This window comes from Microbispora sp. NBC_01389 (assembly GCF_045040095.1).
Taxonomy (GTDB): Bacteria; Actinomycetota; Actinomycetes; order Streptosporangiales; family Streptosporangiaceae; genus Microbispora.
Genome location: NZ_CP109552.1, coordinates 5,295,437 through 5,316,518 on the forward strand (window position 1 = coordinate 5,295,437; position 21,082 = coordinate 5,316,518).

A 21,082-nucleotide genomic window follows, 5' to 3' on the forward strand; every position below is an offset into this window, starting at 1 on the left:
GGACTCGCTGATGGGCAACGACGAGAAGCTCCTTGAATATTTGCGCAAGGTCACGGCGGACCTGCACCAGACCCGCTCGCGCCTGCGCCAGGTGGAGGCCGATGCCACCGAACCCATCGCGATCGTCGCCATGGGCTGCCGTTATCCGGGCGGCGTCACCTCACCCGAGGAGCTGTGGCGGCTCGTCGCCGACGAGGTCGACGCCATCGGCCCGTTCCCGGTCGACCGCGGCTGGGACCTCGACACCGAGCGCAGCTACGTCCGGGAGGGCGGCTTCGTCGCCGACGTGGCCGGCTTCGACGCCGGCTTCTTCGGCATCGCGCCCCGCGAGGCCCTCGCCATGGACCCGCAGCAGCGCCTGGTGCTGGAGGTCGCCTGGGAGACGCTGGAGCGCGCCGGGCTCGACCCGCACTCCGTACGCGGCGAGCGGGTCGGCGTGTTCGTCGGCTCCGGCATGCAGGACTACGCGGGCCTGCTGGACGCGGCGCCGGAGGTGGCCGAGGCCTACCTGGGCACGGCCACCGCGTCCGCGGTGATCTCCGGGCGGGTGGCCTACACCCTCGGCCTGGAGGGGCCGACCCTGACAGTCGACACCGCGTGCTCGTCGTCCCTGGTGGCGCTGCACCTGGCGGCGCAGGCGCTGCGCAACCGGGAGTGCGCGCTCGCGCTGGCCGGCGGCGTGATGGTCATGTCCACGCCGGGCCCGTTCATCGGGATGAGCAAGCAGAGCGGCCTCGCGCGGGACGGCCGGTGCAAGGCGTTCTCCGACAGCGCCGACGGCACCGGCTGGGCCGAGGGCGCCGGTCTGCTGCTGCTGGAGCGCCTGTCGGACGCGCAGCGCAACGGGCACCACGTGCTGGCCGTGATCCGCGGCTCCGCGGTCGGCTCCGACGGCGCCAGCACCGGCCTCACCGCGCCGAACGGCCCGGCGCAGCAGCGGGTGATCCGCGACGCGCTCGCCGGCGCCGAGCTGACCACGGCGGACGTCGACGCGGTGGAGGGCCACGGCACCGGCACGACCCTCGGCGACCCGATCGAGGCGCAGGCCCTGCTCGCCACCTACGGCAGGAACCGGCCGGCCGACCGGCCGCTGTGGCTGGGCTCCGTCAAGTCCAACATCGGCCACGCGCAGGCCGCCGCCGGGGTCAGCGGCGTGATCAAGATGGTCATGGCCATGCGGCACGGCGTGCTGCCGCGCACCCTGCACGTCACCGAGCCGTCGTCGCACGTGGACTGGACGGCGGGGCACGTCCGGCTGCTGACCGAGCGGCGGCCGTGGCCGTCGGGCGACCGGCCGCGCCGGGCGGGCGTCTCGTCGTTCGGGGTGAGCGGCACCAACGCCCACGTCGTGCTGGAGGAGGCGCCCCCCGCCGAGCCGGAGGCGGAGAGCGTTCCGGTGAGCCCGCGCGCGTGGCCGGCCGCGACGCCCGTGCCGCTGCCGGTCTCGGCACGCGACGCCGAGTCCCTGCGCGCCCAGGCCGCCCGGCTGCTGGAGCACCTGGACGGGTCGCCGGACACGTCCGTCGTCGACCTCGGCTACTCCCTGGCGACGAGCCGGGCCGCGCTCGCGCACCGGGCGGTGGTGCTGGCGGCCGACCGGGAGTCCGTGCTGCGCGGCCTGGCCGAGCTCGGCGCGGGCGAGCCCTCGGCGGCCGTCGTGCGGGGCACGGCGGCCGAGAGCGACACCGCCTTCCTGTTCACCGGTCAGGGCGCCCAGCGCCTGGGCATGGGCCGGGAGCTGCACGCGGCGTTTCCGGTGTTCGCCGAGGCGTTTGACGCGGTCGCGGACGCGCTGGACGCGCATCTGGATCGGCCGTTGCGTGCGGTGATCTGGGGCGAGGCCGCCGAGGCGGTCGATCAGACGGCGTACGCGCAGGCCGGACTGTTCGCGGTGGAGGTGGCGCTGTTCCGCCTCGTCGAGTCGTGGGGGGTGCGGCCGGACTACCTGGCCGGTCATTCGGTGGGTGAGCTGGCCGCCGCGCACGTGGCGGGGATGCTGTCGCTCGCCGATGCGTGCCGGCTGGTGGCGGCGCGGGGCCGGCTGATGCAGGCGCTGCCGTCCGGCGGGGCGATGGTCGCGGTCGAGGCCACCGAAGACGAGGTGACCCCGCTGCTGACGGACGGGGTGGACATCGCGGCGGTCAACGGCCCGCGCGCGGTGGTGGTCTCCGGGCAGGAAGCCCCGGTGCTGGCTTTGGCGGCGCAGTTGGCGGAGCAGGGCAGGAAGACGCGCCGGTTGCGGGTTTCCCACGCCTTCCACTCCCACCTGATGGAGCCGATGCTGGCCGACTTCGCCGAAGTGGCGGAGTCGCTGACCTACGGGCGGCCGTCGATCCCGATCGTGTCGACTGTCACCGGCGTCTTCGCCGACTCGGGGTTCGGGACCGCGCGCTACTGGGTGGAGCAGGTGCGGGGCGCGGTGCGGTTCGCCGACGCCGTCGGCACCCTGGCCGCCCAGGGCGTGACCCGGTTCGTCGAGCTCGGCCCGGACGCGGTGCTGACCGCGATGGCCCGGCAGACCGCCGGAACCGGCGCACTCCTCCCGACCCTCCGCAAGGACCGGCCGGAGCCCGCCGCCATGATCGCCGCCCTCGCCGGGCTGCACACGAGCGGGCTTCCCGTCGACTGGCAGGCCGTCTTCGCCGGGAGCGGCGCCACGCGGGCGGACCTGCCGACGTACGCGTTCCAGCGGCGCAGATACTGGGTGGAGGCCGCTCCGACCGCCGACGTGGCGGCCGCCGGGCTGGACGCCCCGGGGCATCCGCTGCTGGGCGCGGTCGTCCAGATGCCCGACTCCGGGGAGGTCATCCTCACCGGCCGCCTGTCCACCCGCGCGCAGCCGTGGCTCGCCGACCACCGCGTCATGGGCCGGGTCCTGGTGCCCGGGACGGCGTTCGTCGAACTGGCGATCCGCGCCGGCGACCAGGTCGGCTGCGCCGTGCTCGACGAGCTGAACCTGCACGCGCCGCTGGCGCTGCCGGAGGCGGACTCCGTCCACCGCGGCGTCCGGATCCAGGTGGTGCTCGGCCCGCAGGACGCCGCGTCCCCGGCGCGCACGGTGGCGATCTACTCCCGTCTCGACGAGCCGGGCACGGACCTGCCGTGGACCCTGCACGCCGAAGGCGTGCTGACCGCCGGGGCCGCCCCCGCCGAAGACGCGTCGGCCGAGTGGCCGCCGCCCGGGGCCGCGCCGGTCGAACTCGGCGACCTGTACGGCGACCTCGCCGAAGCCGGCCTCGGCTACGGCCCGGTCTTCCAGGGCCTGCGGGCCGTCTGGCGCTCCGGCGACGAGGTGTTCGCCGAGGTCGCGCTGCCCGAGCAGGCGGCGTCGTCCGCCGCCGACTTCGGCATCCACCCGGCCCTGCTGGACGCCTGCCTGCACACCGCGGCCTTCGCCGGGCTGTTCGAGCAGCAGGCCGTCGTGCCGTTCGCGTGGTCACGGGTCACCCTGCACGCCGCCGGAGCGCCCGCCGTCCGCGTACGGCTGACCCCGGCCGGCGCCGGGACGGTGACGCTGGACGTCGCCGACCCGAGCGGGCGGCCGGTGCTGTCGGCCGACTCGCTGACGCTGCGCCCGATCTCCGCCGAGCAGGCGTCGTCGCCGGCCCTGCCGGAGAACCTTTACCGGGTGGAGTGGTCGCCCCTCCCGGTGAGCGCGGCCCATCCGTCGACCGCCGAGGTGGTCGTGGTCCGCTCTGAGCCGGGTGTGTCGGCGGATGCGGTGCGTGGGGCGACGCATGCGGTGTTGTCGGCGTTGCGGTCGTGGCCGGGGGAGGAATCGCCGGCGGATGCGGTGCTGGCGGTGGTCACGTCGGGTGCCATGGGGCTGCCGGGTGAGGATGTGACCGATCTGGCCGGTGCTGCCGTCTGGGGGTTGGTGCGTTCGGCGCAGTCGGAGGTGTCCGGCCGGGTGGTTTTGGTGGACACCGACGGTTCGGTGGACGTGCCGGTCGTGGTGGCGTCGGGCGAGCCGCAGGTCGTGGTCCGCGACGGGGTGATCTACGCGGCCCGCCTGGCCCGGGTGCCGGCCGGTGCTCGGGACGCCGAGACCGCCGGGTTCGGCGACGGAGCCGTCCTGGTCACCGGTGGCACCGGTGCGCTGGGCGAGCTCGTGGTCCGGCACCTGGTGGCCCGGCACGGCGTGCGCCGCCTGGTGCTGGCCAGCCGCCGCGGCCCGGAGGCGCCCGGCGCCGCCGAACTGCGCGACGAGCTCGCCGGGCTCGGCGCCGAGGTGTCGGTGGTGGCGTGTGACGTGGCCGATCGTGACGCGCTGGCCGCTCTGCTGGCCGGGGTGGACGTCTCGGCGGTGGTGCACATGGCGGGTGTGCTGGACGACGGTGTGATCGGGTCGTTGACGCCGGAGCGGGTGGATCGGGTGCTGCGTCCGAAGGTGGACGCGGCGCTGAACCTGCACGAGCTGACGCGTGATCGTGAGTTGTCGGCGTTCGTGCTGTTCTCCTCGGCGTCGGGAGTGTTCGGGACGCCGGGTCAGGGCAGTTACGCCGCGGCGAACGCGTTCCTGGACGCCCTCGCCGCGCACCGCCGCGCGGGCGGGCTGGTGGCGCAGTCGCTGGCCTGGGGCCCGTGGGCGACCGGCATGGCCGGCACCCTGGAGCAGTCGCGCTTCTCCCAGGGCGGCTTCGTCCCGCTGACCGCCGAGACCGGGTTGGCCGCCTTCGACGCCGCCCGCACGACCGCCGAGCCGGTGCTGGCGCCGCTGACCCTGAACCTGCCCGGCCTGCGCGCCCAGGCCGAGAACCTGCCCCACCTGCTGCGCGGCGTCGTCCCCGCGGTCCGCCGGCGCAGCGCCGGGGCGGGATCCGCCGACGGCGCGCTCGCGCGGCGGCTGGCCGAACTGCCCGAGGAGGAGCGGCAGCCCATGCTTCTGCGGCTCGTGCTCGGACACGTGGCGCAGGTGCTGGGCTTCGCCTCCACCGACGCGATCGAGCCGGACCGGGCCTTCGGCGAGTTCGGCTTCGACTCGCTGTCGGCGGTGGAGTTCCGCAACGCGCTGAGCGCCGAGACCGGCCTGCGGCTGCCCGCCTCGCTGGTGTTCGACTACCCGTCGCCGACCGCGCTCGCCCGCCACCTCGCCGCCGAACTCACCGGTGCGGGCCGGAAGATCACCGCCGTACGTTCCGCCACGGACGCGACGGACGAGCCGCTGGCGATCGTTGGCATGGCGTGCCGTTATCCGGGTGGGGTGTCCTCGCCGGAGGATCTGTGGCGGCTTGTCGCCGACGGCGTCGACGCGATCTCCGAGTTCCCGGTGAACCGCGGCTGGGACGTGGACGAGTTCTTCGACCCCGACGGCACCCGGCCCGGCACCAGTTATGTGAAGTCCGGTGGGTTCCTGCACGAGGCGGCGGAGTTCGACGCGGGGTTCTTCGGGATCTCCCCGAACGAGGCGCTGGTGATGGATCCGCAGCAGCGGTTGCTTCTGGAGACCTCGTGGGAGGCGATGGAGCGGGCCGGGATCGACCCGGCGTCGCTTCGGGGATCGGCGACCGGGGTGTTCGCCGGGATGATGTATCACGACTACGCCGCGAACAGCAGCACCGGATCGATCGCCTCGGGCCGGGTGTCGTACGTCTTCGGGTTCGAGGGCCCGTCGGTGACGGTCGACACGGCGTGTTCGTCGTCGCTCGTGGCGCTGCACCTGGCCGGGCAGGCGCTCCGGTCGGGGGAGTGTTCGCTGGCGCTGGTGGGTGGTGTGGCGGTGATGGCCACGCCGGAGGCCTTCATCGAGTTCTCCCGCCAGCGGGGATTGTCGCCCGACGGCCGCTGCCGCGCGTACGGCGCGGGCGCGGACGGCACGGCGTGGGCCGAGGGCTGTGGTGTGCTGCTGGTGGAGCGGTTGTCGGACGCGCGGCGGCTCGGCCACCGGGTGCTCGCGGTCGTTCGCGGTACGGCGGTGAACCAGGACGGCGCGTCCAACGGGCTGACCGCGCCGAACGGCCCCTCCCAGGAGCGGGTGATCCGCCAGGCGCTGGCCAACGCCAGGTTGTCGGTGAGCGACGTGGACGTGGTCGAGGGCCACGGCACCGGAACCTCCCTCGGTGATCCGATCGAGGCGCAGGCGGTGCTGGCGACTTACGGGCAGGACCGCCCGGAGGATCGGCCGCTGTGGCTGGGGTCGCTGAAGTCGAACATCGGTCACGCGCAGGCCGCCGCTGGTGTGGGCGGGGTCATCAAGATGGTGGAGGCGATCCGGCACGGGGTGCTGCCGAGGACGCTGCACGTGGACGAGCCGTCCCCGCACGTGGAGTGGTCGGCCGGCCAGGTCGAACTGCTGACTGAGGCGATGCCGTGGCCGGAGGTGGACCGCCCGCGCCGCGCGGCGGTGTCGTCGTTCGGCATCAGCGGCACCAACGCCCACGTCATCATCGAGCAGGCCCCCGCCGACCTCGCCGCCGAGGTCCCCTCCCCGGTTCCCGCCCCGGCCCTGCTCGCCGGTGTTGCCGAAGAGGCTGACGAGGACGAGTCCCGGGCCGCAACGCCGGTGGCGTGGGTGGTGTCGGGGAAGACGCCGGACGCGTTGGCCGGGCAGGCGGCGCGGGTGCTTGGCTTCGTGCAGGACCACCCCGGCCTCAGCGTCGCGGATGTCGGGTTGTCGCTGGCGACGACGCGGGCGGCGTTCGAGCGGCGGGCGGTGGTCACCGGTGGGGACAGGGCCGGGCTGTTGGCGGGGCTGGCGGCACTGGCGGAGGGCCGCACCGTTCCTGGGGTGGTGCAGGGTGTCGCCCGCTCTTCGGGGAAGGTCGGTGTGCTGTTCACCGGTCAGGGCGCCCAGCGCCTGGGCATGGGCCGCGAACTCCACGCGGCGTTCCCGGTGTTCGCCGAAGCGTTCGACGCCGTGGCAACCGAGCTGGACGCGCACCTGGATCGGCCGCTGCGTGCGGTGATCTGGGGCGCGGACGCCGAGGCGGCCGATCAGACGGCGTACGCGCAGGCGGGGTTGTTCGCGGTGGAAGTGGCGCTGTTCCGCCTCGTCGAGTCGTGGGGGGTGCGGCCGGACTATCTGGCCGGTCATTCGGTGGGTGAGCTGGCCGCCGCGCATGTGGCCGGGATGCTGAGTCTCTCGGATGCGTGCCGTCTGGTGGCGGCGCGGGGCCGGTTGATGCAGGCGCTCCCTGCGGGTGGGGCGATGGTCGCCGTGCAGGCCACCGAAGAAGAGGTACTGCCTCTGCTGACAGGCGGGGTGGACATCGCGGCGGTCAACGGGCCGCGCGCGGTGGTGGTCTCCGGGCAGGAAGCCCCGGTCCTCGCTCTGGCGGCGCAGTTGGCGGAGCAGGGCAGGAAGACGCGCCGGTTGCGGGTCTCCCACGCCTTCCACTCCCACCTGATGGAGCCGATGCTCGCCGACTTCCAGACCGTGGCGGAGCCCCTGGACTACGGGCGGGCGTCCATCCCGATCGTGTCCACGGTCACCGGCGGCCTCGCCGACACCGAGTTCGGCACCGCCGAGTATTGGGTGGGCCAGGTGCGGGGCGCGGTGCGGTTCGCCGACGCCGTGACCACCCTGGCTGAGCAGGGGGTGACGCGGTTCGTGGAGCTGGGGCCGGACGCGGTGCTGACCGCGATGGCCCAGCAGACCCTCGAGGAGGCGGCCGACGGCGCGGTGTTCACCGCGACCATGCGGGCCGAGCGGCCCGAGGCGGGCACGGTCGTCGCGGCCCTCGGCCAGCTCCACACCGCCGGCGTGCCGGTCGACTGGCAGGCCTTCTACGCCGACACCGGCGCCCGCCGGGTCGACCTGCCCACCTACGCCTTCCAGCGCGAGTCCTACTGGCTCGACACCCTCGACTACTGGAGGGAAGCATGGGCCGGGGCCTCGGCAGGGGTGGCCGACATCGCGTCGGCGGGCCTGGACTCGGCGGACCACCCGCTGCTGGGTGCCGTCGTCACGTCGCCGGAGTCGGACGGCGTGGTGCTGACCGGGCGGCTGTCCTCCCGCACGCAGGCCTGGCTGGCCGACCATCAGGTTCTCGGCAACGTGGTGTTCCCCGGCACCGGCTTCGTCGAGATGGCGATCCGCGCCGGTGACCAGGTCGGCTGCGAGGTGCTTGAAGAACTGACCCTGCAGGCTCCGCTGGTGCTGCCCGAAAGCGGCGTCCCGGTGCGCGTCTCCGTCGGCGCCGCCGACGAGTCGGGCCGCCGGGCGGTCAGCGTCCACTCACGGAGCGAGGACGTCGACGCCCCGTGGGTCTGCCACGCCACCGGACTGCTGGTCCCGGGCGTGCCGGAGCCGCCGGCGGCGGAGTCCGAATGGCCCCCCGCCGGCGCCGTCCCGGTCGACATCGGCAGCCTGTACGCCGACCTGGCCGAGGCCGGAATCACGTACGGACCCGTCTTCCAGGGCCTGAAGACGGCCTGGCGGCGCGGTGACGACGTCTTCGCCGAGGTGGCGCTCCCCGAGTCCGTACGGGAGGAGGCCGATCGGTTCGGGATCCACCCGGCGCTGCTGGACGCGTGCCTGCACGCCATCGGGCTGACCAGCGTGATCGGCGAGGAGGCGGCGCTGCCCTTCTCGTGGGCGGGGGTCACTCTGCACGCGACCGGCGCGCAGGCGGTGCGTGTCCGGGTCACGACGGTCGGCCCGGACGCGGTGCGCATCGCCGTCGCCGACCACACCGGTGCCCCGGTCGCGTCGGTCGAGTCGCTGACCGTACGGACGATCCCGGCCGGTGGGCTCGACGCGGCCGGATCGCGGCAGGCCGCCCCGCTGTTCCGCCTCTCGTGGGCGCCGATCGGCGGCGCGTCACCGGTCACCACCCCGATCGACCCGGCCGGCCCGGCCGAGGTGGTCGTGGTCCGCTCTGAAGCGGGTGTGTCGGCGGATGCGGTGCGCAGGGCGACGCATGCGGTGTTGTCGGCGTTGCGGTCGTGGCCGGGGGAGGAGTCGTCGGCGGATGCGGTGCTGGCGGTGGTCACGTCGGGTGCCGTGGGGCTGCCGGGTGAGGATGTGACCGATCTGGCCGGTGCCGCGGTGTGGGGGTTGGTGCGTTCGGCGCAGTCGGAGTTGTCCGGCCGGGTGGTTCTGGTGGACACCGACGGTTCGGTGGACGTGCCGGTCGTGGTGGCGTTGGGCGAGCCGCAGGTCGTGGTCCGCGACGGGGTGATCTACGCGGCCCGCCTGGTCCGGGTGCCCGCCGCGACCGCTGAGACCGAGCCGGTGACGTCGTTCTCCGCCGAGGGGACGGTGCTGGTCACGGGTGGCACGGGGATGCTGGGCCGGTTGGTGGCGCGGCATCTGGTGGTGGCGCACGGGGTGCGTCGTCTGCTGCTGACCAGCAGGAGTGCCTCGGCCGAGAGCGCCGCCGATCTGATCGGTGAGCTCGCCGGGCTCGGCGCCGAGGTGTCGGTGGTGGCGTGTGATGTGGCCGATCGTGACGCGCTGGCCGCTCTGCTGGCCGGGGTGGACGTCTCGGCGGTGGTGCACATGGCGGGTGTGCTGGACGACGGTGTGATCGGGTCGTTGACGCCGGAGCGGGTGGATCGGGTGCTGCGTCCGAAGGTGGACGCGGCGCTGAACCTGCACGAGCTGACGCGTGATCGTGAGTTGTCGGCGTTCGTGCTGTTCTCCTCGGCGTCGGGAGTCTTCGGCACGCCGGGTCAGGGCAGCTACGCCGCGGCGAACGCGTTCCTGGACGCGCTGGCCGCGCACCGCCAGGCGGGCGGACTCGCCGCCCAGTCGCTGGCCTGGGGTCTCTGGGACGCCCAGGGCGGCATGGGTGGTGAGCTGACCGCCGTCGAGCGGCAGCGGCTGAGCCGCACCGGTGTGGAGCCGCTGTCGGCGGAGCAAGGGCTGGAACTGTTCGACGCGGCCTGCGCCTCGGACGCCGCCGCGGTGGTGCCGATCCGGCTGAACCTCACCGCGCTCGCCGCGGCCGGCTCGGAGGCGCCGGCGCTGCTGGGCGGCCTGGTCCGGCGACCGGCCCGCAGAAGCGCGGCCGGACTTCCCGCGGCGGCGGCGCGACTGGTCGAGCGACTGGCGCCGCTGTCCGAAGCGGACCGCGTGGCGGCGCTGCTGGACATCGTGCGTACGCAGGCGGCTGCCGTGCTGGGGCACGCCGGGGCGGAGGCGATCGAGCCCGATCGGGCGTTCGGCGAGCTGGGCTTCGACTCGCTGTCGGCGGTCGAGTTCCGCAACGCGCTGAACGCCCAGGTCGGGCTGCGGCTGCCGGCGTCGCTGGTGTTCGACTATCCCAACGCGCTGGTGGTCGCCGAGCACATCGCCGCCGAGGTGGCCGGCGCGGACAGCAGGCGTACGGCGGTCGCGGCCACGGCCGGCTCGGCCGACGAGCCGCTGGCGATCGTGGGCATGGCGTGCCGTTATCCGGGTGGGGTGGCCTCGCCGGAGGATTTGTGGCGGCTGGTGTCCGATGGTGTGGACGCGATTTCGGATTGGCCGGCTGATCGTGGCTGGGATGTGGAGGGGTTGTTCGATCCGAGTGGGGAGCGGCCGAACACCAGTTATGTGAAGTCGGGTGGGTTCCTGCACGAGGCGGCGGAGTTCGACGCGGGGTTCTTCGGGATTTCGCCGAATGAGGCGCTGGTGATGGATCCGCAGCAGCGGTTGCTGCTGGAGACCTCGTGGGAGGCGATGGAGCGGGCGGGCATCGACCCGGGCGCGTTGCGGGGGTCGGCGACCGGGGTGTTCGCCGGGATGATGTATCACGACTACGCCGCGAACGCGAACACCGGGTCGATCGCTTCGGGCCGGGTGTCGTACGTGTTCGGGTTCGAGGGCCCGTCGGTCACGGTCGACACCGCGTGTTCGTCGTCGCTGGTGGCGTTGCACCTGGCCGGGCAGGCGCTGCGATCCGGTGAGTGTTCGCTGGCGTTGGTGGGTGGTGTGGCGGTGATGGCCACGCCGGAGGCGATCATCGAGTTCTCCCGCCAGCGGGGGTTGTCGCCGGATGGGCGGTGCCGGTCGTTCGCGGCGGGCGCGGATGGCACGGCGTGGGCCGAGGGCTGTGGTGTGCTGCTGGTGGAGCGGTTGTCGGACGCGCGCCGGCTCGGCCACCGGGTGCTGGCCGTGGTGCGGGGTACGGCGGTGAACCAGGACGGCGCGTCGAACGGGCTGACCGCTCCGAACGGTCCGTCGCAGGAGCGGGTGATCCGCCAGGCGCTCGCGAACGCCCGCTTGTCGGTGAGCGACGTGGACGTGGTCGAGGGTCACGGCACCGGCACCACTCTCGGTGATCCGATCGAGGCGCAGGCGGTGCTGGCGACCTACGGGCAGGAGCGCCCGGAGGATCGGCCGTTGTGGCTGGGATCGCTGAAGTCGAACATCGGTCACGCCCAGGCCGCCGCGGGTGTCGGCGGGGTCATCAAGATGGTGCAGGCGATCCGGCACGGGGTGCTGCCCAAGACGCTGCACGTGGACGAGCCGTCCCCGCACATCGAGTGGTCGGCCGGCCAGGTCCGGTTGCTGACCGAGGCGATGCCGTGGCCGGAGGTGGACCGCCCGCGCCGCGCGGCGGTGTCGTCGTTCGGCATCAGCGGCACGAACGCCCACGTCATCATCGAGCAGGCCCCCGCCGACCTCGCCGCTGATGTCACTCTCGCCGAGTCGCCCTCTCCGGCGCTGCTCACCGGCACCGTCTCCTCGTCCACGGCCGAGGTGTCCGATGGCACCACTCTGGTCCTGGCCGAGAGCGGGCAGTCTGCCGCCGCAGTGGAGGGTGAGGGTGTGGTGCTCGCCGGCGCTGCCACTGGGTCGGTGTCCGGCGATGGCACCGCTCTGGTCCCCGCCGACGGTGAGGCCCAGGCCGGAACTCCGGTGGGCTCGGTGGCTCCGGTGGCGTGGGTGGTGTCGGGGAAGACGGCGGACGCGCTGGCCGGGCAGGCGGCGCGGGTGCTTGGCTTCGTGCAGGACCGCCCCGCTCTGAGTGTCGCGGATGTCGGGTTGTCGCTGGCGATGACGCGGGCGGCGTTCGAGCGGCGTGCGGTGGTCACCGGTGGGGACAGAGCCGCCCTGCTGGCGGGGCTGGCGGCGGTGGCGGAGGGCCGCACCGTTCCTGGGGTGGTGCAGGGTGTCGCCCGCTCCACCGGGAAGGTCGGTGTGCTGTTCACCGGTCAGGGCGCCCAGCGCCTGGGCATGGGCCGCGAACTGCACGCGGCGTTCCCGGTGTTCGCCGAAGCGTTTGACGCGGTCGCGGACGCGCTGGATGCGCATCTGGATCGGCCGTTGCGTGAGGTGATCTGGGGCTCCGACGCCGAGGCGGTCGATCAGACGGCGTACGCGCAGGCGGGGTTGTTCGCGGTGGAGGTGGCGCTGTTCCGCCTCCTGACCTCGTGGGGGGTGCGGCCGGACTACCTGGCCGGTCACTCGATGGGTGAGCTGGCCGCCGCGCATGTGGCGGGGATGTTGTCGCTTCCGGACGCGTGCCGTCTGGTCGCGGCGCGGGGCCGGCTGATGCAGGCGCTCCCTGCGGGTGGGGCGATGGTCGCCGTGCAGGCCACCGAAGAAGAGGTACTGCCTCTGCTGACAGGCGGGGTGGACATCGCGGCGGTCAACGGCCCGCGCGCGGTGGTGGTCTCCGGGCAGGAAGCCCCGGTCCTCGCTCTGGCGGCGCAGTTGGCGGAGCAGGGCAGGAAGACGCGCCGGTTGCGGGTCTCCCACGCCTTCCACTCGCACCTGATGGAGCCGATGCTCGCCGACTTCCAGACCGTGGCGGAGCCCCTGGACTACGGGCGGGCGTCGATCCCGATCGTGTCCACGGTCACCGGCGGCCTCGCCGATAACGAGTTCGGCACCCCGGAGTACTGGGTGGGCCAGGTGCGGGGTGCGGTCCGGTTCGCCGACGCCGTCACCACCCTGGCCGCCCAGGGCGTGACCCGGTTCGTCGAGCTCGGCCCGGACGCGGTGCTGACCGCGATGGCCCAGCAGACCCTCGACGAGGCCGACAGCACGGTCTTCGCCGCGACCATGCGGGCCGAGCGGCCCGAGGCGGGCACCGTCGTCGCGGCCCTCGGCCAGTTGCACACCGCCGGAGTGCCGGTCGACTGGCCGGCCTTCTACGCCGAGACCGGCGCCCGCCGGGTCGACCTGCCCACCTACGCCTTCCAGCGCGAGCGCTACTGGCTTAACCCGATCGACTACCTGTCCGAGTCCTGGGTGGCCGACCACATCGGCAACCTCTCCTCGGCCGGGCTGGAGGCCGTCGAGCATCCTCTGCTGGGCGCCGTCCTCCCGCTGCCCGAGTCCGGAGGCGTGGTCTTCACCGGTCAGCTGTCCGTACGGAGTCATCCGTGGTTGGCCGATCATCAGGTGTTCGGGAGTGTGTTGTTGCCGGGGACCGGTCTGGTGGAGCTGGCGCTGCACGCGGCCGAGCACACCGGGTGCGGCCAGGTGGAGGAGTTGACGCTGGCGGCGCCGCTGGTGCTGCCGGCGGCCGGGTCCGGTGAGGGCGCGGTGCAGGTGCAGGTGGTGGTCGGCGCCGCCGACGGCGACGGCCGCCGTACGGTGGCGATCTACTCGCGGGCCGCGCAGGCCCCCGCCGACCTGCCCTGGACGCTGCACGCCGAAGGCGTCCTGGCCTCCGAGACCGCGCAGAATGGTGTGGACCTGAGCCAGTGGCCTCCGGCCGAGGCCACCGCGGTGGACCTCACCGACGCCTACCCGATCCTCAACGAGCGCGGCTACGGCTACGGCCCGGCCTTCCAGGGACTGCGCGCGGCCTGGCGGCACGGCGAGGAACTGTACGCCGAAGTCGCCCTGCCCGACCACGAACACCAGGACGCCACCCTCTTCGGACTCCACCCCGCGCTGTTCGACGCGGCACTGCACGCGCTGCACTTCGGCGGGGACGACACCGACGGCGGCCCCACGATGCTGCCGTTCTCCTGGGCGGGCGTGTCGCTGAGCGCCGTCGGCGCGACGGCGCTGCGCGTCCGGCTGACGCCCGCGGGGCCGAACGCCTTCTCCCTGGAGATCGCGGACGCCGAGGGAGCGCCGGTCGCCGCCGTACGGTCGCTCACGTCGCGGCCGGTCGCGCCGGAACAGCTGCGGCCCGCGCAACTGCACGACTCGCTCTACCGGGTCGACTGGACCAAGATGCCGACGCCGTCGGCCGTCTCCCTGACGTACGCCGACTGGGCGGCCCTTGACCCGGCCGCGCCGACGGTGCCGGATGCCATCGTGCTCCGGGTGCCCTCCGGCGACTCGGGCGGGGCTTCCGCGGACGAGGCCGCGGCGGTCAGAGCCACGACCCACCAGGTGCTGGCCGCGCTGCAGGAGTGGGCGGCCGGCGAGCGGTTCGCCGACAGCAGATTGCTGGTCGTCACCCGGGGGGCGGTCGCCCCGCTGCCCGGCGCGGACGACGTGACCGACCTCGCCGGCGCGGCCGTCTGGGGGCTGGTGCGGACCGCGCAGCGGGAGCACCCCGACCGGATCGTCCTCGCCGACCTGCACGAGAGCGCGGACGACAGCGTGGACGTCGGCGCCGTCATGGCCTTCGGCGAACCGCAGGTGGCGCTCCGCGACGGAGCCGCGTACGCGCCCCGGCTGGTCCGCGTGCCCGCCGCGACCACTGAGGTCGAGCCGGTGACGTCGTTCTCCGCCGAGGGGACGGTGCTGGTCACGGGTGGCACGGGGATGCTGGGCCGGTTGGTGGCGCGGCATCTGGTGGTGGCGCACGGGGTGCGTCGTCTGCTGCTGACCAGCAGGAGCGCATCGGCCGAGAGCGCCGCCGACCTGGTCGGCGAGCTGGAGGATCTCGGTGCGCGGGTGTCGGTGGTGGCGGCCGACGCCGCTGATCGTGCCTCGCTCGCGGGAGTGCTGGCAGGCATCCCGGCGGAGCATCCGCTGGCAGGAGTCGTACATCTGGCGGGTGTGCTGGACGACGGTGTGATCGGGTCGTTGACTCCGGAGCGGGTGGACCGGGTGCTGCGTCCGAAGGTGGACGCGGCGCTGAACCTGCACGAGCTGACGCGTGATCGTGAGTTGTCGGCGTTCGTGCTGTTCTCCTCGGCGTCGGGAGTCTTCGGCACGCCGGGTCAGGGCAGTTACGCCGCGGCGAACGCGTTCCTGGACGCGCTGGCCGCGCACCGCCGGGCGGCCGGTCTCACCGCCCAGTCGCTGGCCTGGGGACTGTGGGCCGACGACGCCGGGATGGCCGGTGAGCTGGGCGACACCGGCCGGCAGCGGCTGAGCCGCAACGGGGTGGAGCCCCTGTCGGCTCAGCAGGGGCTGGAGCTGTTCGACGTCGCGTGCACCGTGGACTCCGGCACGCTGGTGCCGATCCGGCTGGACTTCGCCGCGCTCGCCGAAGCGGGAGCGGAGCTCCCGTCGCTCTTCCGCACGCTCGTCCGCGTGCCCACCCGCCGGGTGGCCGCCGCGGCCGGCGGCGCGTCATCCGCCGTACGGGAGAGGTTCGCCGGACTGACCGCGGCCGAGCGGGTCGCCGCCGCTCTCGACATCGTGCGTACGCAGGCGGCCGCCGTCCTCGGACATGCCGGGGTCGAGGCGATCGAGCCCGACCGGGCCTTCGGTGAGCTGGGCTTCGACTCGCTGTCCGCCGTGGAACTCCGCAACGGACTGAACGCGGCCACCGGACTGCGGCTGCCGGCCTCGCTGGTCTTCGACTACCCCAACGCGCTCGCGGTCGCCGAGCACATCGCGGCCGAGGTGGTCGGCGCAGACACCCGGCGTACGGCGGTCGCGGCCACGGCCGGCTCGGCCGACGAGCCGCTGGCGATCGTGGGCATGGCGTGCCGCTATCCGGGCGGGGTGACCTCGCCCGAGGACCTGTGGCGCCTGGTCGCGGGCGGGGTGGACGCGATCTCCGACCTGCCGGTCAACCGCGGCTGGAACATCGAGGAGATCTTCGACCCCGAGGGCAGGCGTCCGAACACCAGCTATGTGAAGTCGGGCGGGTTCCTGCACGAGGCGGCGGAGTTCGACGCGGCCTTCTTCGGGATCTCGCCGAACGAGGCGCTGACGATGGACCCGCAGCAGCGGTTGCTGCTGGAGACCTCATGGGAGGCGATGGAGCGGGCCGGGATCGACCCGGGGTCGCTGCGGGGGTCGGCGACCGGGGTGTTCGCGGGGATGATGTACCACGACTACGCCGCCAACGCGAACACCGGGTCGATCGCCTCCGGCCGCGTGTCCTATGTCTTCGGGTTCGAAGGCCCCTCGGTGACGATCGACACCGCGTGTTCCTCCTCACTGGTGGCGCTGCACCTGGCCGGGCAGGCGCTCCGGTCGGGGGAGTGCTCGCTGGCGCTGGTCGGTGGTGTGGCGGTGATGGCCACCCCCGACACCTTCATCGAGTTCTCCCGCCAGCGGGGACTGTCGCCCGACGGCAGGTGCCGCGCGTACGGCGCCGGCGCGAACGGCACGGCGTGGGCCGAGGGCTGTGGTGTGCTCCTGGTCGAGCGGCTGTCGGACGCGCGCCGGCTCGGCCACCGGGTGCTCGCGGTCGTTCGCGGTACGGCGGTGAACCAGGACGGCGCGTCCAACGGGCTGACCGCTCCGAACGGTCCGTCGCAGGAGCGGGTGATCCGCCAGGCGCTGGCGAACGCCCGCTTGTCGGTGCGGGACGTGGACGTGGTCGAGGGTCACGGCACCGGGACCTCCCTCGGTGATCCGATCGAGGCGCAGGCGGTGCTGGCGACTTACGGGCAGGAGCGCCCGGAGGATCGGCCGTTGTGGCTGGGGTCGCTGAAGTCGAACATCGGGCACGCGCAGGCGGCGGCCGGTGTGGGCGGGGTCATCAAGATGGTGCAGGCGATCCGGCACGGGGTGCTGCCGAGGACGTTGCACGTGGACGAGCCGTCCCCGCACGTGGAGTGGTCGGCCGGTCAGGTCCGGTTGCTGACCGAGGCGATGCCGTGGCCGGAGGTGGACCGTCCACGCCGGGCGGCGGTGTCGTCGTTCGGTATCAGCGGGACCAACGCCCACGTCATCATCGAGCAGGCCCCTGCCGACCTCGCCGCAGCCGATGTCACTCCCACCGAGGCACCCTCTCCGGACATGGTCCAGGGTGTGGTGGTGCTCGCCGATGGCGCCGACGACTCGCAGCCAGAGGCCGCAACGCCGGTGGCGTGGGTGGTGTCGGGGAAGACGGCGGACGCGTTGGCCGGTCAGGCGGCGCGGGTGCTTGGCTTCGTGCAGGACCGCCCCGCTCTGAGTGTCGCGGATGTCGGGTTGTCGCTGGCGATGACGCGGGCGGCGTTCGAGCGGCGTGCGGTGGTCACCGGTGGGGACAGGGCCGCCCTGTTGGCGGGGCTGGCGGCGGTGGCGGAGGGCCGCACCGTTCCTGGGGTGGTGCAGGGTGTCGCCCGATCTTCGGGGAAGGTCGGTGTGCTGTTCACCGGTCAGGGCGCCCAGCGCCTGGGCATGGGCCGGGAGCTGCACGCGGCGTTCCCGGTGTTCGCCGAAGCGTTTGACGCGGTCGCGGACGCGCTGGATGCGCATCTGGATCGGCCGTTGGGGGAGGTGATCTGGGGCTCCGACGCCGAGGCGGCCGATCAGACGGCGTACGCGCAGGCGGGGTTGTTCGCGGTGGAGGTGGCCCTGTTCCGCCTCCTGACCTCGTGGGGGGTGCGGCCGGATTACCTGGTCGGTCATTCGGTGGGTGAGCTGGCCGCCGCGCATGTGGCGGGGATGTTGTCGCTTCCGGACGCGTGCCGTCTGGTGGCGGCGCGGGGCCGGTTGATGCAGGCGCTCCCTGCGGGTGGGGCGATGGTCGCGGTTCAGGCGACCGAGGACGAGGTGATCCCGCTGTTGACGGGCGGGGTGGACATCGCGGCGGTCAACGGGCCGCGCGCGGTGGTGGTGTCCGGGCAGGAGGGCCCGGTGCTGGCTTTGGCGGCGCGGTTGGCGGAGCAGGGGAGGAAGACGCGCCGGTTGCGGGTCTCCCACGCCTTCCACTCCCAGCTGATGGAGCCGATGCTCGCCGACTTCGCCGAAGTGGCGGAGTCCCTGGACTATGGGCGGCCGTCGATCCCGATCGTGTCCACGGTCACCGGCGGCCTGGCCGACACCGAGTTCGGGACCGCTGAGTATTGGGTGGGTCAGGTGCGGGGTGCGGTGCGGTTCGCCGACGCCGTGACCACCCTGGCTGAGCAGGGGGTGACGCGGTTCGTTGAGCTGGGGCCGGACGCGGTGCTGACCGCGATGGCCCAGCAGACCCTCGACGAGGCAGACAGCGCGGTCTTCACGGCCACCATGCGGGCCGGACGCCCCGAGCCGGGCACGGTCGTCGCGGCCCTGAGTCAGTTGCACACCGCCGGCGTGCCGGTCGACTGGCAGGCCTTCTACGCCGAGACCGGCGCCCGCCGGGTCGATCTGCCCACCTACGCCTTCCAGCGCGAGTTCTACTGGCTCGAACACGAGCAGGAGGGCGTGGACGCGGCGGCGATGGGCCTGGAGCGCGTCGAGCACCCGCTGCTCGGTGCCGCGATCCCCGCCCCCGACTCGGACGGGGTCTCGTTCACCGGCCGGCTGTCGGTCCGTACGCACCCCTGGCTGGTAGACCACCAGGTGCTGGACAACATCCTGTTCCCCGGCACGGGCTTCGTGGAGCTGGCGGTCGCGGCGGGAAGCCAGGTCGGCTGCGCCGTCCTGGAGGAGCTGACCCTGGCCGCGCCGCTGCTGCTGCCCGCCGGCGATCCCGGCTCGCGTGATCGCGGGATGCAGGTGCAGGTCGTGGTCGGCGCCGCCGACGAGGCCGACCGGCGTACGGTCGCGGTCTACTCCCGCAGGGAGAACGCTCCGGCGGACGAGGCGTGGACGCTCCACGCCGAAGGAACCCTGACGGCTTCCGCGCCCACCGCCTCCACCGGACACCTGCAGTGGCCCCCGGCCGACGCGACCCCGGTGGACGTGAGCGACGCGTACGACATCCTGCACGAGCGCGGCTACGGCTACGGCCCGACGTTCCAGGGCCTGAAGACGGCGTGGCGGCGCGGCGAGGAGATCTTCACGGAGGTGGAGCTTCCGGCGCAGGCGCGGGAGGACGCCGCCGCGTTCGGCGTGCACCCGGCGCTGCTGGACGCCGCGCTGCACGGGCTGGGTCTCGTGCCTCCGGACGGCGCGGCCGACCGCGAGCAGGCGCTGCTGCCCTTCGCCTGGCGCGGGGTCGTGCTGCACGCGGCCGGAGCCGACGCGTTGCGCGTGCGGCTGACCTGGCTGAGCGACACCTCGCTGTCGATGGAGATCACCGACCGGTACGGCGTGCCCGTGGCGTCGGTCGAGTCCCTGACCCTGCGCGCGACGTCGACCGAGCAGCTTCGCGCGGCGGAGCCGGGCGCGGGCGACTCGCTCTTCCAGCTGTCCTGGACGCCGATCGCCGCAGCCCCGGCGGCGGTCCCCGTGTCGTGGGCGGCCTGGGCCGATGTGGCCGACGACGCCGTGCCTCCGGAGGTGGTCGTGCTGGACGCCGGCCGCGGCTGCGACGCGGCGGCGGTGCGGGCCGCGACGCACCAGGCGCTCGCCGTACTGCAGGCCTGGGCGGCCGATCCCCGGTTCGCCGGTTCGACGCTGGCCGTGACGACGCGGGGCGCCGTACCACTGCCGGGAGAGGACTCCGCCGATCTCGCGGGCGCCGCGGTCTGGGGGCTGGTGCGGTCCGCGCAGTCGGAGAACCTGGGCCGGATCCTGCTGCTGGACACCGACGACTCGGCCGACCTCGCGACCGTTCTGGCGGCGGACGAGCCGCAGATCGTCGTGCGCGACGGCGTGACGCACGCCGCGAGGCTCGCCCGGCCGCCGGTCCCCGCCGAGGGTGGCACACCCGCCGCGTCCTTCGGACCTGACGACACCGTCCTGGTCACCGGCGCGACCGGCACACTGGGCCGGCTCGTCTCCCGGCACCTGGTCACGCGGTACGGCGTGACGCGCCTGCTGCTGACCAGCCGCCGCGGCCTCGCCGCCCCGGGGGCCGCCGAGCTGCGCGACGAACTGGCCGCGCTGGGCGCCGACGTGACGGTCGCCGCCTGCGACACCGCCGACCGTCCCGCGCTCGCCGGGCTCCTGTCGACGGTGGACGTCACCGGCGTCGTGCACATCGCCGGTGTGCTCGACGACGGCGTGATCTCCTCGCTCACCCCCGAGCGTGTGGACCACGTGTTGCGCGCCAAGGTCGACGCCGCGCTGAACCTGCACGAACTGACCGCCGACCGGAACCTATCGGCGTTCGTGCTGTTCTCCTCGGCCGCCGGTGTGTTCGGCAACCCCGGTCAGGGCAGCTACGCCGCCGCGAACGCCTTCCTCGACGCGCTGGCGCTGCACCGCCGGGCCGCCGGGCTGACCGCGCAGTCGCAGGCCTGGGGCCTCTGGGACGACGAAGGCGGCATCGGCGGGGGACTGACCGACGCCGACCGGCAGCGGCTCAGCCGTACCGGTGTGGAACCGCTGACGGAGGAGCAGGGCCTCGCGCTGTTCGACCTCGCCTGCGCCGGGGACGCGGCCACGGTGGTGGCGATCCGGCTCGACCTGGCCGCGGTCGCGGCCGGCACCGAGCCGCCGGCCCTGCTGCGCGGCCTCGTACGCCGCCCGGCTCGGCGCGGCACGGGAAGCGCGTCGGCCGCCGCCGCCCTGCGGAGCAGCCTGGCCGGTCTGTCCGAGGCCGAACGCCAGGCGGCGCTGCTCGACATCGTGCGCACCCAGGCCGCCTTGGTGCTCGGGCACAGCGGCTCGGAGGCGATCGAGCCGGACCGGGCATTCGGCGAGCTCGGCTTCGACTCGCTGTCGGCCGTCGAATTCCGCAACGGACTGAACACGGTCACCGGGCTGCGCCTGCCGGCGACGCTGGTCTTCGACTACCCGAACGCGCTCGTGCTCACCGCCCACCTCGACCGCGAACTCGCGACCGACGCGGACGGGCGGAACGGCTCGGCGGACACCGAGGAACAGGTCCGCCGGATCCTGAACGCGATCCCCCTGAGCAGGCTCCGCGACGCGGGCCTGCTGGACACCCTGCTGGAACTCGGCGGAGCCCGCGCCGAGTCCGCCGAATCGGCCGATTCGGCACCCACGGCGTCCATTGACGAAATGGACGCCGAGAGTCTCATCAACATGGCGTTCCAGGGCCTGGAACTCGACGATATGACGCAGGAATTGTGA

General features: G+C 73.7%; 1 protein-coding gene. It reads left to right on the forward strand.

From position 1 onward, the window contains the following. Positions 1–10 precede the first annotated feature (10 nt). On the forward strand, positions 11–21,082 hold the full coding sequence (locus OG344_RS23535) for an SDR family NAD(P)-dependent oxidoreductase (RefSeq protein WP_405084930.1): 21,072 nt from the start codon (positions 11–13) through the stop codon (positions 21,080–21,082).

Excerpts from the sequence above, each read along its gene's own strand:
- OG344_RS23535 (WP_405084930.1), top strand. The coding sequence starts at position 11 with ATGGGCAACGACGAGAAGCTCCTTGAATATTTGCGCAAGGTCACGGCG.